The 15,251-nt window shown below is 64.0% G+C and carries 13 protein-coding genes; 11 read left to right on the top strand and 2 right to left on the bottom strand.

What is annotated here, in order from left to right; translation table 11 throughout:
* Positions 1–39 precede the first annotated feature (39 nt).
* From ASC89_RS07830 to ASC89_RS07790, 9 genes are all read left to right on the top strand, one after another.
* Positions 40–735: an alpha/beta fold hydrolase gene (locus tag ASC89_RS07830; RefSeq protein WP_055996453.1), complete on the top strand. Its 696-nt coding sequence runs from the start codon at positions 40–42 to the stop codon at positions 733–735.
* Positions 736–947: 212 nt separating this feature from the next.
* Positions 948–1,883 carry a septal ring lytic transglycosylase RlpA family protein gene (locus ASC89_RS07825; protein WP_055996450.1) on the top strand — a complete coding sequence of 312 codons (936 nt, stop codon included), beginning with the start codon at positions 948–950 and terminating at the stop codon, positions 1,881–1,883.
* A gap of 40 nt (positions 1,884–1,923) precedes the next feature.
* Positions 1,924–3,075 (top strand): D-alanyl-D-alanine carboxypeptidase family protein, encoded by a 1,152-nt coding sequence (locus tag ASC89_RS07820; RefSeq protein ID WP_244488412.1) that lies wholly within the window; start codon positions 1,924–1,926, stop codon positions 3,073–3,075.
* A 119-nt stretch (positions 3,076–3,194) separates the two neighbouring features.
* On the top strand, positions 3,195–3,878 hold the full coding sequence (gene tmk, locus ASC89_RS07815) for a dTMP kinase (RefSeq protein WP_055996444.1): 684 nt from the start codon (positions 3,195–3,197) through the stop codon (positions 3,876–3,878).
* Between the two features lies 1 nt (position 3,879).
* Entirely contained in the window at positions 3,880–4,905 is a 1,026-nt protein-coding gene (locus tag ASC89_RS07810) for an AAA family ATPase (protein ID WP_055996441.1), read from the top strand.
* On the top strand, positions 4,902–6,449 hold the full coding sequence (gene metG, locus ASC89_RS07805) for a methionine--tRNA ligase (protein ID WP_055996438.1): 1,548 nt from the start codon (positions 4,902–4,904) through the stop codon (positions 6,447–6,449). The genes ASC89_RS07810 and metG overlap by 4 nt, the downstream gene beginning before the upstream one ends.
* A gap of 4 nt (positions 6,450–6,453) precedes the next feature.
* Positions 6,454–7,230 carry a TatD family hydrolase gene (locus ASC89_RS07800; protein ID WP_055996435.1) on the top strand — a complete coding sequence of 259 codons (777 nt, stop codon included), beginning with the start codon at positions 6,454–6,456 and terminating at the stop codon, positions 7,228–7,230.
* On the top strand, positions 7,230–8,069 hold the full coding sequence (locus ASC89_RS07795; protein ID WP_055996432.1) for an MBL fold metallo-hydrolase: 840 nt from the start codon (positions 7,230–7,232) through the stop codon (positions 8,067–8,069). Before ASC89_RS07800 ends, ASC89_RS07795 begins: the two co-directional genes overlap by 1 nt.
* A gap of 36 nt (positions 8,070–8,105) precedes the next feature.
* Positions 8,106–8,486 carry a RidA family protein gene (locus ASC89_RS07790; RefSeq protein WP_055996429.1) on the top strand — a complete coding sequence of 127 codons (381 nt, stop codon included), beginning with the start codon at positions 8,106–8,108 and terminating at the stop codon, positions 8,484–8,486.
* Between the two features lie 60 nt (positions 8,487–8,546).
* On the opposite strand, the gene ASC89_RS07785 is transcribed toward ASC89_RS07790, so the two are convergent.
* Entirely contained in the window at positions 8,547–11,591 is a 3,045-nt protein-coding gene (locus ASC89_RS07785; protein ID WP_055996426.1) for an autotransporter outer membrane beta-barrel domain-containing protein, read from the bottom strand.
* 249 nt (positions 11,592–11,840) lie between these two features.
* Complete coding sequence (locus tag ASC89_RS07780) at positions 11,841–13,406, bottom strand: hypothetical protein (RefSeq protein WP_156384541.1); 1,566 nt, start codon at positions 13,404–13,406, stop codon at positions 11,841–11,843.
* Positions 13,407–13,693: 287 nt separating this feature from the next.
* Between ASC89_RS07780 and ASC89_RS07775 the strand changes: the two genes are divergently transcribed.
* Positions 13,694–14,431, top strand: coding sequence for a hypothetical protein (locus tag ASC89_RS07775; RefSeq protein ID WP_055996423.1), 738 nt, complete (start codon positions 13,694–13,696; stop codon positions 14,429–14,431).
* Between the two features lie 8 nt (positions 14,432–14,439).
* Complete coding sequence (gene mazG / locus ASC89_RS07770) at positions 14,440–15,246, top strand: nucleoside triphosphate pyrophosphohydrolase (protein WP_055996420.1); 807 nt, start codon at positions 14,440–14,442, stop codon at positions 15,244–15,246.
* Positions 15,247–15,251 lie beyond the last annotated feature (5 nt).

Genomic DNA, 15,251 nt, shown 5'->3' with positions numbered 1-15,251 from the left:
CTCCGGGAACTGCAACGCTCGATCAGGACTTTCGCTTTCATGACAATGCCGATCCTCCTCGTTCCCGGTCTCAACTGCACCGCCGAGATCTATGCCCATCAGGTGCCGGCACTGTGGCAGTTCGGGCCGGTGACCATCGCCAACCACACCGAGGGCAGTTCGATGCAGCAGATTGCGGCATCGATTCTTGGCGACGCGCCGCCTGAGTTCGCCCTCATCGGCTTCTCGATGGGCGGCTACCTGGCGTTCGAAATGCTCAGGCAGGCGAGGGGGCGGGTGCTGAAGCTGGCGCTGCTCGACACCTCGGCGCGGCCCGATACCCCGGAGGCGATCGAGAAGCGGAGAACGGCCATCGCATTGACGGAGCAGGGGAAGTTCAACCTCGCCGTCGCGCAGTCGTTCCCCAATGCGGTGCACCCCGACCACGTCGGCGATGCGGGGCTGAAGGCGCTGCATGTGCGCATGGCCACGGCGAATGGCGGCGAAACCTATATCCGGCAGCAGACCGCCATTATGGGCCGGCCGGACTCTCGCCCCGAACTCGGCGCCATCGCGGTGCCGACGCTGGTGGTAGTCGGTGACAAGGACGCAATCACGGTTCCCGAGGCCGCCCGCGAGATGGCCACCGGGATTGCCGACGCCAGGCTCGTCGTGGTCCCCAGGGCAGGGCACATGGCGCTGGTCGAGCAACATCCCACGGTTACCGCGGAACTCACGGAATGGGCGGCTAAATAGCTGGCATTTGAAGCAAATTAACCCGGCCGCAACCACGTTGCGGTTCGATGCGATCATCCCCGCACGGCTTTCGGTATGGTGCGGAAATCTCTCGATGGGTTGATCTGGTTTTGGCAGTGTTTTCTCGCGACCTTCGCGCGGCCGCCCGGCTGCTTGCTCTTGCTGTGCTCCTGGCGCCGGTTGTGGCTGCCTGCAGCAGCGACGGGGGAGGGGTGCCGCACATCAAGCGCTCCGCTTTCAGCTCCAAGGAGTTCGGCGTCGCCGTCAGCCCGCGCGTCACCAATGCCAAGAACCCGCCCAAGGGCGGCGGCCGCTACATGGTCGGCAAGCCCTACACGGTGCGCGGCGAAGTCTATGAGCCGATCGAGAACCCGATCGGCTACGTCGCCTCGGGCGGCGCCTCCTGGTACGGCAACGACTTCCATGGCCGGCGCACCGCCAATGGCGAGATCTTCTCGGCCAACGCCATTTCCTGCGCCAGCCCGGTGCTGCCGCTGCCGAGCTACGTCCGCGTCACCAATGTCGACAACGGCCGCTCGATCGTCTGCCGCGTCAACGATCGCGGTCCGTACCTCCATGGCCGGGTGATGGACCTCAGCTACCGGACCGCCGAGATCCTCGGCTATGCCGGCAACGGCGTCGGCAATATCCAGGTGCAGTATATCGGCCCGGCGCCGCTCAATGGCGACGACACCCGCATGCTGCTCGCCAGCGTCGACAAGCCAACGCGCATGGAGCAGGGGGCTACCCGCCTCGCCATGAACGAAGAGCGTCCGAACCTCATCGGCGGCATCATCGACATGTTCGGCTATGTCGACAGCGGTGCGGCCGACGACGCCATTACCGGCGCCCACGCGGCTGCCAACGCCATGGCGACCCGCTCGGGCTCGCTCGACTCCTGGGTGGCGACGGTCGACGAGGACAAGCGCGCCATCAAGCTGGAGCTCGGCGTGTTCGCCGATGCCACGAGGGCCGATGACGTGGCGCTGCAGTTCGCCATGCTGGGCGCGGTCGACGAGGATGCCGTGCGCATCCCCGGCGCTGATGCCACACGCCTGACACTCACGCATCTTAAGCCCGGTGTGGCGCGGGATGATGTGATGTCGCTCGCCAGGCAACTTGGACTCAAGGACCTGGTGCTCTATTAGTTTGAGAGCGGTCGAGCATTGACCGCGATCGGGGTTGAGATTGCGGAATTTTGGCCAGAAACTGCTGATCGCTCTACTCGCCGTCTGCTGGGCGGCCTCCGCACACGCGCAGGATTTCGACACCAAGGCGCCGTTCGCCGTGCTGATGGATTACGAGTCCGGCACCATCCTGTTCAACAAGGCAGGTGACGAGCAGCTCGAACCCGCCAGCATGGCCAAGCTGATGACGCTGGCCGTGGTTTTCGACCAGCTGCAGTCGAAAAAACTCCAGCCGACCGACGAGTTCTTCATTTCCGAGCATGCCTGGCGCGATGGCGGCGCCTCATCGGGCGGCTCGACCATGTTTGCCGAGCTGAACTCGAAGATCCCGGTGATGGATCTGGTCCGCTCGGTCATCATCCAGTCCGGCAACGACGCGGCGATCGCGCTGGCCGAGGGCATCGCCGGGAGCGAGCTCAGCTTCGCGCAGATGATGAACCAGCTGGGGAAGGAAATCGGGCTCAGCGGCTCGAACTTCGTCAACGCTACCGGCCTGCCCGACCCGGCGCAGTTCTCGACGGCGCGCGACCTTGCGACCATTGCCCGCTTCATCATCGCGCAGTTCCCCGAATACTACCCGATCTTCTCGGAGAAGGAGTTCACCTGGAACAAGATCCGCCAGATGAACCGCAACTCGCTGCTGGAGATTGGCATTGGTGTCGATGGCCTGAAGACCGGCCACACCGAGGCTGCCGGCTATGGCGAGGTGGTTTCGACCGCCGCCACCGGCCGCCGTCTCATCGCCGTATTGCATGGGCTCAAATCGATGACCGAGCGCACTGAAGAGGCGCGCAAGCTCGTCACCTGGGGCACGCGCGGCTTCGAGCTGATCCCGGTGTTCCCGGAGGGCTCCGCCATCTCGCATGCCGATGTCTATGGCGGCAGCGCCGGGCAGGTGTCGCTGGTGGGCAAGGGCAGCATCGATCTGTTCCTGCCCAAGGGCGCGCAGAACTGCCCGCAGGCCACGGTCACCTACAAGGCGCCGATCCGCCCGCCTGTGCAGAAGGGCGATCAACTGGCCCAGCTCAATGTCATGTGCAACGGCGCCGTGGTACAGGTCACCCCGCTCTACGCGGGCGAGGACGTTGCCGACGGCGATATCGTCCGCAAGGCAACCGACGCGCTCAAGGAACTGGCGCTCGGCTGGTTGTAGAGCACTTCCCCGCCTCCTCGAGTCGTGGCAGTGCTCTACCTGTTTGATTTGTCGCGCTTTCGAACCGGAAAAGTCTGCAACTTCTCCTGAAAGCGCTCCGGGTTCGGGAACGCAAAGCAATGCTCGATGTGCCGGCGAAACCCGCCGCCCGTTTCATCACCTTTGAGGGCGGCGAAGGCGTCGGCAAGTCGACGCAGGTCAAGCGCCTGCTGGTGCGGCTCAACCGCATGGACATCGAAGCCGTCCGCACCCGCGAGCCCGGCGGTACGCCCAAGGCCGAAGCCGTCCGCGCCTTCATCCTGCAAGGCCGCTCCGAGAGCTGGGGCGCCGGCGCCGAGGCCGTGCTCTTCGCCGCCGCCCGCTACGATCATGTCAGCTCGCTCATCGCCCCCAGCCTCAGCAGCGGCAAATGGGTGATCTCCGACCGCTTCCACGATTCGACCCGGGCCTATCAGGGCCTCACCGGCGGGGTCGACGACAAGCTGATCCGCGGCCTTGAGACGCTGGCGCTCGACGGGCACCAGCCCGACATCACCTTCATTCTCGACATGGATCCGGCCATCGCCTTCGCCCGGGTCAATAATCGCGAGATCGAGAAGGTGCTGGCCGAGACCGGCGACCGCTTCGAGAAGGAAGACCTCGAGTGGCATCGCCGCCTGCGCCAGGCTTTCCTCGCCATCGGCAAGGCCAACCCGGAGCGCTGCGTCGTGTTGCCCGCCGGCCAATCGGAAGATGCACTGGAGCAGGAGATCTGGGATACGCTGAACCGGCGCTTCCCCGAGCTCGAGGCAAAGGCCGACTGAATTGGACTATCCCGAACGCGAACCCGACCAGCTCGAAGGCGTGCCGCTGCCCGAGTTCCAGACCGGCGTTTCCGGTCACGACGCGGCGCGCGCCACCTTGCTCGAGCGGCTCGATGCCGGGCGGCTGCCCGGCGGCATCCTGATCCATGGGCCGCGCGGCATCGGCAAGGCGACGCTGGCCTTTGATCTCGCCCGAAAGATCTTCGAAAAGACCGGCGACGAGTCGCCCGGCCACATCGCGGCGCAGGTCGCCGCCGGCGCCTATCCAAACCTGTTCGTGATGCGCAAATCGCTGCGCGACACCGGCAAGGGTTACTACACGGCCATCCGCGTCGAGGAGGTCCGTCGCTTCATCGAGGAAATGCGGATGACCCGCGGCCGCGCCGGGCACCGCATCGCCATTGTCGATCCGATCGATGACTGCAACATCTCGTCGGCCAACGCGCTGTTAAAGATCCTCGAGGAACCACCGGCCGACACCACGTTCCTCCTCGTCTCGCATCGCCCGGGCTCGCTCCTCCCCACCATCAAGTCGCGCTGCTTCCAGGTGGCGCTGCGGCCAATCGCCGACGGCGAGGTCCGCACGGTACTGGATCGGGTCGGCGGACAGCCACTCGCCATCGATCGCGCTGTGTCGCTCGCCGGCGGGCGGCCGCGCCGCGGTTTCGAGGCGATGCTGCTGGGGGAGGGGGGCGCGCTGCAGCTGCTGCAGGCTTGGCTCGCCGATCCCGCGGGGGCGCCGTCGGCGGCCCGCATCGCATTGGCCGATGCGCTCGGCGGCGAGCGCGACTCCGCCGAGCTGCGTTTTGCCCGCGACATTCTCAATGACTGGCTGGCCGATGCCGCCAAGGCCGCCGCGAGCGCCGGTGACCGGGTTCGCCTTGCCTCTGCCAACGAGCTATGGGACAAGGCCCGGCTTTCACTCGCCGATGCCGATGAATACAACCTCGACATGCGGCAGACCCTGGTCGCGCTTTTCGATGCGATCCGGAAACACCAGCTCCTGAGCGTCCAGCCGACACCATGACCGACACGTTCTACGTCACCACTGCCATCGCCTATCCCAACGGCGCGCCGCATATCGGGCACGCCTACGAGATGATCACCACCGACGCCATCGCCCGCTGGGCCCGGCTGGAGGGGAAGGACACCTATTTCCTCACCGGCACCGACGAGCACGGCATCAAGATGGTGCAGACGGCAGCGGCCGAAGGCATCACGGCGCGCGAATTGGCTGACCGCAACGCCGCCCGCTTCAAGGAGCTGGCGGGGCGTCTCGACGTCTCCAACGACGATTTCATCCGCACCACCGAGCCGCGCCACTACGAGTCGAGCCAGGAAATCTGGCGCCGGATGGCCGCCAGCAACAACGGCGACATCTACCAATCGACCTACAAGGGCTGGTACTCGGTACGCGACGAAGCGTATTTCGACGAGGAAGAGCTCACCGACGGCGAAGGCGGCAAGAAGTTCGCGCCGACCGGCGCCGAGGTGAAGTGGGTCGAGGAAGACAGCTACTTCTTCCGCCTCTCCGCCTATCAGGACCGCCTGCTCAAGCTCTACACCGACCGCCCGGATTTCATCGCGCCCGAGGAGCGGCGCAACGAGATCGTGTCGTTCGTGAAGGCCGGCCTGCGCGACGTCTCGATCAGCCGCACCACCTTCGACTGGGGCATTCCGGTGCCGGGCGCTTCCGGGCACGTGATGTATGTCTGGGTCGACGCGCTCACCAACTACATTACCGGCGTCGGCTTTCCCGATGGCGCCTCCGAGCAGTTCAAGAAGTTCTGGCCGGCGAACCTGCACGTCATCGGCAAGGACATCATCCGCTTCCACACCGTCTACTGGCCGGCCTTCCTGATGAGCGCCGGCATCGAGGTGCCGCACCGCGTCTTCGCGCATGGCTTTCTGACCTCGGAAGGCAAGAAGATGTCGAAGTCGGTCGGCAACATCGTCGACCCGCATGAGCAGCTCGACCTCTACGGCACCGATCCGGTGCGCTGGTACTGCCTGCGCGAAGTCAGCTTCGGCCAGGATGGCGACTGGGGCCGCGAGAAGTTCATCAACCGCAACAACTCCGACCTCGCCAACAATTTCGGCAACCTGGCGCAGCGCTCGCTGTCGATGATCCAGAAGAATTTTGGCGGCGCGCTGCCCGAGGCGCAACCGACCGAGGCTGAGCATGCCATTGTCGCCACGGCCGTCGCGGCCATCGGCAAGATGGATCTCGCCATGAAGACGCAGCAGATCCATGAGGCCGCCGGCGAGCTGACGACGCTGCTCAACGCCGCCAACCTCTACTTCGCCGACCAGGCGCCGTGGGGGCTGAAGGCCGATCTGCCGCGCATGGGCACGATCCTCGCGACCACGGCCGACATCGTCCGTCGCGCCGCGATCGCGGCGCAGGCGTTCGTCCCGGGCTCGGCGGCGAAGTTCCTCGATGCGCTAGCGGTGCCGGAGGACCAGCGCCTGTTGAGCCATGCGCTCAGCGCGTCGGCCGTTCCCGCCGGAACCGTCTTGCCGCCGCCCGAACCGGTGTTCAAGAAGTTCGAGCACCCAAAGACGGCATAGGCCAATGCTGATCGACTCGCACTGCCACCTCGATTTCCCCGAGCTCGCCGCCGATCGCGCCGGCGTGCTGGCCCGTGCCAAAGCGGCGGGGATCGATGGCATGGTCACCATCTCGACCCGGGTGAAGCGCTTCGACGAGATCAAAGCCATCGCCGAAGAAAATGCCGAGGTCTGGTGTTCGGTCGGCACCCATCCGCACCACGCCGACGAAGAACTCGACATCTTGACCGAGGATCTGGTCCGGCTGAGCGCGCACCCCAAATGCGTCGCCATCGGTGAGGCGGGGCTCGACTATTTCTACGACAACGCACCCAAGGAAGCGCAAGAGACCGGGCTGCGCCGGCACATCGCCGCATCGCGCCTCACCGGGCTGCCGCTGGTGATCCATTCCCGCTCCGCCGACGTTCACATGGCGGCCGTGCTGACCGACGAAGTGGGGCAGGGGGCCTTCCCTTTCGTGCTCCACTGCTTCACCGGCGGCGCCGAACTTGCCCGCCAGGCCCTAGAGCTCGGCGGCTATATCTCGTTCTCCGGCATCATCACCTTCAAGAATGCCGAGGAAATCCGCGAGGTCGCAAAGTTTGTCCCATCAGACCGTTATCTGGTTGAAACAGACGCGCCTTATCTGGCTCCGGTGCCGCATCGCGGCGGTACCAACGAGCCGAGTTATGTAGCCCATACCGCCGCCAAGGTAGCCGAGGTTCGCGGCATCAGCCTCGAACAACTCGGCGTCGAGACAACTGGCAACTTTTTCCGTTTATTCTCAAAGGCTAAGGCGTAATGCCTGAAGCACAACATATTGTAGCGACGATCATGGGATGCGGCTCGTCCGGTGGCGTGCCGCGCATTGGCGGTCACTGGGGCGTCTGCGATCCCAACAATCCGAAAAACCGCCGCAGCCGCTGCTCGCTGCTGATCGAAGGCTTCTCGGCCGGCTCGGATGAGCCGACCCGCATCATCGTCGATACCGGCTGTGACCTGCGCGAGCAGCTGCTGCGGGCCGAGGTCGATCGGGTCGAGGCGGTGCTCTACACGCATGAGCATGCCGACCACACGCACGGCATCGACGACCTACGGGTGCTGGCGCTGAACAACCGCAAGCGCGTCGACGTCTATTTCAGCGCCGAGGCCGCAAACCGGATCGTGCCGAGCTTTGCCTATTGCTTCACGGCCCCGCCGGGTTCGGGTTATCCGCCAATCCTCAACCAGCACCTGATTGAAGCCGGTAAGCCGCTGACGGTGGACGGGCCGGGCGGCTCGATCAGCATCCTGCCGTTCCGCCAGGATCATGGCGATATCTATTCGCTGGGCTTCCGGGTGGGCGGCTTCGCCTATTCGTGCGACCTCAGCGGCATCCCGGAGGTGTCGCGCGAGGCGGTCAGCGGGCTCGACACCTGGGTGCTTGACGCGCTGCGGCCGGCGCCGCATCCGAGCCACCTGAGCCTGTCCGAAGCGCTTGAGCTGGTCGAGGACCTCAAGCCGCGCCACGCCGTGCTGACCAACCTGCATATCGATCTCGACTATGTCCAGACCGACGCCATGACGCCGGACCACGTTCGGCCGGCGTTCGACGGGCTACAGATCGACATCACCGCCGGCGAGATCATCAGCCCTCGCTAGCTTCGCCATCATCGTACCGACGCTACGGAGCCGCCCATGATTGAAGTCATCGATACCGGCATCGCGCCATCCAGCGGCCCGATCAATGACTGCGTGCGCGCCGGCAATCACGTCTGGCTGGTGGTGCTGGCCGAGGATCCGAAGACCGGCAAGATCACCGAGGGTGACATCGAGGTGCAGACGCGCCAGGCGCTATCGAACCTCAAGCAAGCGATCAACGCCGCCGGCGGCGAGCTCACCAACATCGTCCAGGTGCAGATCTTCCTCGTCGACAGCGCCGACGCGCCAGGCATGAACCGTGTGTATGCCGAGTTCTTCAACACCAAGCCGTACCCGATCCGTGCCACAGTGGTGGTCAAGGAACTGCTGGCCACGGGGCTGCGGATCGAGATCACCGCAACGGCGGCACTGGGATAGAGCCATCAGCCCTCGACCATCGGTCCGCCCGTGATCCGATGGGAAGGGTAGGGGGCGGCCCTAGAATGCCGCCGACATCCCCAGGTTGGCGGATGCTGAAGTGACGCCGTCGGAGCGGAGTTCGAGACCGGCGGAAGCGGAGGCTCTTGCGGCTGGGCCGATGGGGCTATCGAGCGTGATGTCACCATAGGCGCCGTAAGCGAAGCTGTCGGGCGTGGTGGCGAAGGGGAAGCCGGCGATAGCGACCGAGGCGCCGAAATTCTGCTGGGCGAGGAGCCCCGCAGTGGTGGAGAGAGTCGCCTCACCATAATCGTTGGAAGCGACTTGCGTCGTGGCGGTGAGTTCCATGCGGGCATCGAGCAGGTTCACGGCCGCGGTGCCGACCGAGAGGTTTTGTGACGAGCCGGTTTCGGTGTAGCTGCCAACCTCGCCGCCGACATAGCGAAGCTTGAAGCCGGTTGCGGTCTCGATACCGTCGAGCAGCGGGACGGGGATCGAGAGCCCCAGTTCCGGGCTCAGGAACCAGCTGGCGTAGTCGGCGCTCGCGGTTTCGGTGACCATGGTGGTGACGGTGCGGTCGGAGTGGTTGGCTGCGACGCCCCCGAGAACCGAGTAGCTGAGAGTCACATCGCCCAGGTCCGTACTGCCGTAGAGGCCGGCGGCGCCGATGCCCGAGGCGATGGTCTGGCCGCCGACTGTGGTGAAACGGGAGCCGGAGACGCTGACAACGCCACCCAGCCGGGTGTTGGCGTCGATGGCGGTATGCGAGCCGGCGACGATGCCGCCGAGGACATTGCTGTAGTCATTGGTGCTGTTGGCGACGCTGCCGAATACCTTACCCCAGACTTCCGGGGCGCTCGCAGCAACGAGCTCTCCGGTGGCGGCCTCGGCGGCGCCGACCGGGCGAGCCGGGGCATAGCCCATGGGTTCGACGGACGCTGCGCCGCCTGTACGCGCGCCGAGAGCGCCAGTGATCTCACGGCCGATAGCGCCGGCCACCTCTCGCATGACGGTCGTGCCACCACCGGTTATGCCCGTGCCGTCGATGATGCTGATAGTGCCCGTGCCCGAGGTCAGCTGCTGGTTGACCAGGCGGTCGCCCGTGAGGACGGTTTCGAGATCAGCAACGGTGAGGATGGTGCTGCCCTTAAAGCCGGAGACGTCGAGCGTGTCGCTGCCGCCGGCGAACCTGACGCTGCCGAGGATGCGCGAGCCGGTACGCAACTCGAGGGTGTCGTCGTGCGCATAGTTGTAGAAGTTGTCTGCACCGAAATCGATGGCCGTGCCGCTGACACCCTCAATGGTGCCCGAGTTGATCACCTTGGCGGCATACGTTGAATTGTCGGAGAAGCCCATGCCAACCCAGCCGGTGACCAGCCCGCGATTCTCGAACGCTGTCGCGCCGAAGTAGAAGAGCGCACCATAATCCTCGCCGCGGATCGTGCCGCCGGCCTCGTTGACGAAGGGTCCGGTCCCGGTTCGCACAACCGTGAGGCCTGTATCGCCGAAGGAATTGATCGTCCCGCTGTTGATAAAGCTGCCGACGGTATCATTGAGGTGGACGGCGGGGCCGGTTCCGCCGGTTGTGGCAATGCGCCCCCGGTTGACGAAACCGTCGGTCTTGTTGGAGAGCCAGACACCATAATAGTTGCTGCTCTCGATCACACCGGTGGCGGTGTTTGTAAATGAGCCTACGGCCCCCAGGTCGACGGCAATATCGGTAGCGAAGATCGAGCCTGAGTTGACGAACGTTTCGGTGCGATCGGAGAAAGCCTCCACGCCCCGGCCGCTGCCGGCCCGGATGGTCCCCGTGTTGCTGAACGAACCGAAGCTGCCGGCGTGAATGGCGTAGTAGTTCGACGACGTAATGGTGCCGGAATTCACGAAGCTATCGATGTGGTACGATGAGCCATCGATCGCGTGGCCGGTACCCGCGGTAATGGTGCCGGTGTTTGTGAAGCTGCCCGTGGGGCTATCGAGATCGATACCCTTGTAGCCCGATGCAATGGTTCCGTCGTTGACGAAAGTCGTGACCGCGCCGTCGAAATCGACCGCCTTGCCGGTGGCGGATTTGATCGTCGCACCAGCCCGATTGGTGAAGGTGCCGGCGGTACCGGTGATTGCGACACCGTCGTGGCCAGTGGCCTCGATCCACCCGCCGTTGCTGAAGGTCGCCACGTTCCCGTCGAACAACACAGCGTCGCTGCCGGCACCGTAGATCTTTCCGCTGGCGCCGTTGGCGAACGAGTTGACATTGACGCCGGTGAACGCCACGCCGCCGGCGCCTCCCTGGACCAGACCATCGTTGAGAAACATTCCGACGCTGGTCGGATCCGCGAGGGCAGGGCGTTCGAACACGATTGCCGTACCGAGGGTGGATCGGACGGTGCCGCCGGCGTAATTGGTGAAGGCAGTCGCCGACGGAGCATAGATGCCAGCGCCACCGCCCGTAGTTTCGATCAACCCATGGTTGTTGAACGTGCCGACCCCGCCCTTGAGCAGCACTACGGTATCGCCGCCGTAGATTTCGCCGGTTGCCGCATTGGTGAAGGTCCCGACATAGCCATATCCAGACGGGGCGGTATCCTTGACCCGGAAGGCGTTGCCATCCGTGCTTCGCAAGGTGCCGGCGTTCTCGAAGCTGTTGAGGCCGTAGTAAATTTCGACGGCTGCGTTGTCGCCCTCGATGAGGGCGCCTGCGGCGTTGGTCATCGCGGACCCGCTAAACAGGCCGCCATAGTAGATGCCGAGATCGTCGGAGGCGATGGAGCCGCTGTTGAGGAAGGACTCGATCGCAACACCGGCATTGATGCCATCGGTTGATGCGCCGGTGGCGGTAATGGTGCCGGTGTTGGTCACCTGCTTGAAGTGGGCCGGATTGCCGCCCAGGATGAGCGCTCCGGCGCCGGTGTTGGCGGTAATGGTAGCGGAACTGGCGAGGGTATCGATCGGGGCATTGACGGTGATCGGACCCACTTGTGTGCCAGTGATCGTCTGGTCTGCTGCGAGGACGGGCGCGGTCAGCGACGTCGACAGCGCAAGCGCAGCGCTTAGCGCCCAGAGCCGGCGCTTCGTCTGAGCTTCTTCCCAATTCAGTGTGCGCATGCTCGATTTGCCCCCAAGTCACGCTGGAATCACGCAACCGGGGAAGACCCGGCCGTGTCAGCTTCATGGTGGCATCGGGCTGCGCCCAAGTCCTGAAGCCGCCTGGAGGGCGTTCTGAAATTATTCTGAAATTCCTGCTACGCAGTGCGACCCTTGCCTCTGTCAACTCCGCTGAACTCTCCTGCGCTTCGTGCTGGGTCGCTCGCCTGTTGAGATAGACGAGGATTCGGCGAAATATTGCTACCTGGACTACCCCGATTTCGCTTCGTCTTGAGCTCCCTGAAAGAGGGCCCACCACGGGAGTAGATCAGCGATCTCCAGAGGAAAGTCGCGTGGCTTCTGGTTGCCGGCACGGCGCCGAACTTCCATCAAATCCCAGCCGTGGTAGCGAGCCTCGGTGGCACTGGACAGCGCCTCGAAGAATTGCTCTTCGGACGAAACGATCATCACATCGGCAAGGTCCTGCATTGAACAGAATACGATTGGGCGCTTGTCGACGTCGATGACCTCGGCCTCGCCGGCGACAAGCTCAAGCGCCTGCGCTATGACCTTGTCGCGCGAAATAGCATCAGCCTGCATCCAGGTGTCGAGAGTTAGCAGCACTCCTTGCGCGTCGCCGGCAACAGGCGGGCCAACATAGATGCCGCGCCGCACGTGTGAGAAGAATCGCCAAACCTGTGCGACACCTTTGACCAGCTGATCGAAGGCGCTCTTTGCAGTGGCAATCGGATCCTGCGCGAACTGAGCCTCGTAGGTAAGCTTGGTCGCCTTACACTCGATGACCACGCGCACCTGTCCGTCATCGCCAACCAATACGTCTGGCGATGCCAACCGTGCCTTTTTCTTACCGTAGGATTGGCTCGGGTGAAGCTCAAATCGTGGATAGTAGGCAGCAATCAGCTTTCCAACGTAAGATTCAAACCGTCCATTGGCCTCGGCAAGGAGGGCCTGAGGACCGCCGGCGACATCATAGTACAGGCCGACGGTCATCCGATGGACGATAAGTTGGGGCAGGGGCGCGATGTAGGCCCCCAGAGCATCGTCGCGAACGATGGGATAGCGACGAAAAACGCTTGGCAAGTAGGAAGTCCCAGCGGCAATGGCACCGGCTTGAAGCTGGGCAATCAGCTTCTGGTTTTCGTTCCGCGAGCCCATGAGATTCAGTGACAGCAGGGGCAAGGCACGTTCAACGAGCTCAAGATCAACGCCGATGCCGTCCACGGTGACGGGCTTCGCCCAAGGCTGATGATGAAGCTGGGCAAAGAGGTAAAATCCTGTGCGCATAAAATCGGCAATCGGCAGGCCATACGTATGCTCAAAGTACTCAGCGCATTTGCCCTGGCCGTAGATGTAGAAGTAGCGGTACACGCGCTCGGTGGTCGCAAAGCCACGCTGCCAACCGAACTGGCGGTGTCCGATCCGCGCCATCTCCAACATGACGTCAGCGGGTCCCAAGTTGGCGCCACCTTCATGGTTGTCGACGTCTCGGAGCAGATTTATTGCCGCTGCCATGGTGGCGTATTCCATCACCAAGGGCTGCCGATGGTTCAATTTGGCCGTCGAAAGCGTCAATGCAAGCAGCGTCTCGAGCTCCCACTTGCGCACGGCATACGGCGACTGAACCGCGGCCGTCGCCGCAGCAGCCGGAAAGCGAATGTGCTTTCGCGCCGCGGCCGAGAATTCGGTTTGAAGGACATTTACGGCCCAGGCGAGGAACAGCCAGTCACCATCATCGGCTGCGGCCAGCATTTCGCCGAGCCGACCGAGTTTCTTCGCTGCACGCTTCTGGTGATAGAGGCGCTGCTTTTCGCTCACGATGGGTTCCGCTGTTGCCACGTTCGCAAATAGCAAGACTCTCGCGGTCTTGGATAGCCGCGCGACCAACTAGTCGCGATGCTCGCACGTAGCTTCTAGCGAGCCTGGGCGGCAGGAAAACAATGGCGAGTCGCGATATCGCCATGTATGCGGTCGTAAAGGCCTTGAGGTGGCGCGGTGCTAGGGAGTGAGATGCCGAACGGAAGGGATGCTCAACCGGTTACGCAACATCAGCGGTCAACGCGTTAGTTCCATAATATATCTTATGCGAATGGAGGAATAGCGATATGCCGACCGAAGCCGACCTCACCCAGCAGCTTATCGAGGCCCAGCGTGCCGGCCGACATGATGTCGATGCTGTCCCCTATGCGGCGCTCGATCGCGCTGCCGCCCTGCGCATTCAGTCCGCCACCATCGGCGCGCTCAGCGAGACGCCAGCGCTGCTCAAGACCATCGTGACGCCGGATGGGCTTGGCGCCTGTGCGCCGATCTACCGGTCGCGCGTCGGCAATAGCGGCGCGTTCCAGCTGTCGTCGCCGACGATCGTCGGGCTCGAGGTCGAGGTTGGCCTCGTGCTGGCCAGCGACCTGACGACCGACGCCGCTAACCGCGACGAGATCGATATCATCGAAGCGATCAGTCACTACTTTGTCGGCATCGAGGTCTGCGGTACGCGTTATGTCGACCGCAGCCTCGCTGGCCCTTATGGCGGCCTTGCAGACAACGCCACGGCTTATGGTTACGTCATCGACCCCACGCATCGCGACGCCGGCGCCGAGATCGGTAATTACGACGTACACCTGGAGTTCGCCGGCAAAGAGATCTGGTCGGCGCCGGCCAAGCACTCGTTCGGCACGGTGCTCAACTCGTTCATCGCCTATGCCAAGAACCAGAATCCGGCCTTCCCGCTGAAGGCCGGCACGGTGGTCACCACCGGCTCGCTCTGCGGCCTCGTGCCCATCTCTGGTACCGGCCACGTGATCGGCCGCCTGGGCAACCACGCCGTCAGCTTCGACATCACCTGAGATCCGCCATGCAGCCGTCCCGCGACATTTCCCGCCTCATCGAGATCATGGCAGCCCTCCGTAACCCGGACGGCGGCTGTCCGTGGGATCTGGAGCAGGATTTCGCCAGCATCCGGCACTACACCATCGAGGAAGCCTACGAGGTCGCCGACGCCATCGAGCGCGAGGATTATGCTGACCTCCGCGAGGAGCTGGGCGACCTGCTGCTGCAGCCGGTCTATCACGCGCAGATGGCGTCGGAGAAAGGCCTGTTCGATATCGGCGACGTGGTTTTCGCTATTACTGAGAAGCTGATACGCCGACATCCTCATGTGTTCGGAGAGGAAGCAGCGCGCAACGCCGGCGGCGCCAAGGCCAAGTGGGACGAGGTGAAAGCCGACGAGCGGGCGAAGAAGGCGGAGCGGAAGCAAACCCCCTCGTCCATCCTCGATGACGTACCGCACGCCCTGCCTGCCCTCGCCCGTGCAGAAAAGCTCAGCCGTCGCGCCGCCTCGGTGCAGTTCGACTGGCCCGACTGGCGGCAGACGCTGGCAAAGGTCCGCGAAGAACTGGACGAAGTGGCCGCCGCGGCGGAAGCCGGCAACACCGCTGAGATCCAGGAGGAACTGGGCGACCTGCTGTTCGCCGCCGCTAATCTCGCCCGCAAACTCGGTGTCGAAGGTGAATCCGCGCTGCGCGACGCCAACGTCAAATTTGACCGCCGCTTCCGCTACGTCGAAACCCGCGCCAGCGAGGACGCCGTGCCGCTGGCGGAAGCCGGCCTCGAGCGGCTCGACGGCTACTGGAACGAGATCAGGGCCAAGGAGCGCGGCTAAGCGTC

The organism is Devosia sp. Root413D1, assembly GCF_001425235.1.
GTDB lineage: Bacteria > Pseudomonadota > Alphaproteobacteria > Rhizobiales > Devosiaceae > Devosia_A.
This window is presented reverse-complemented; position numbering and strand designations above follow the sequence as displayed.

Coding starts and splice junctions, on each gene's coding strand:
- ASC89_RS07830 (WP_055996453.1), top strand. CDS start 40: ATGACAATGCCGATCCTCCTCGTTCCCGGTCTCAACTGCACCGCCGAG.
- tmk (WP_055996444.1), top strand. CDS start 3,195: ATGCTCGATGTGCCGGCGAAACCCGCCGCCCGTTTCATCACCTTTGAG.
- metG (WP_055996438.1), top strand. CDS start 4,902: ATGACCGACACGTTCTACGTCACCACTGCCATCGCCTATCCCAACGGC.
- ASC89_RS07800 (WP_055996435.1), top strand. CDS start 6,454: ATGCTGATCGACTCGCACTGCCACCTCGATTTCCCCGAGCTCGCCGCC.
- ASC89_RS07795 (WP_055996432.1), top strand. CDS start 7,230: ATGCCTGAAGCACAACATATTGTAGCGACGATCATGGGATGCGGCTCG.
- ASC89_RS07790 (WP_055996429.1), top strand. CDS start 8,106: ATGATTGAAGTCATCGATACCGGCATCGCGCCATCCAGCGGCCCGATC.
- ASC89_RS07785 (WP_055996426.1), bottom strand. CDS start 11,591: ATGCGCACACTGAATTGGGAAGAAGCTCAGACGAAGCGCCGGCTCTGG.
- ASC89_RS07775 (WP_055996423.1), top strand. CDS start 13,694: ATGCCGACCGAAGCCGACCTCACCCAGCAGCTTATCGAGGCCCAGCGT.
- mazG (WP_055996420.1), top strand. CDS start 14,440: ATGCAGCCGTCCCGCGACATTTCCCGCCTCATCGAGATCATGGCAGCC.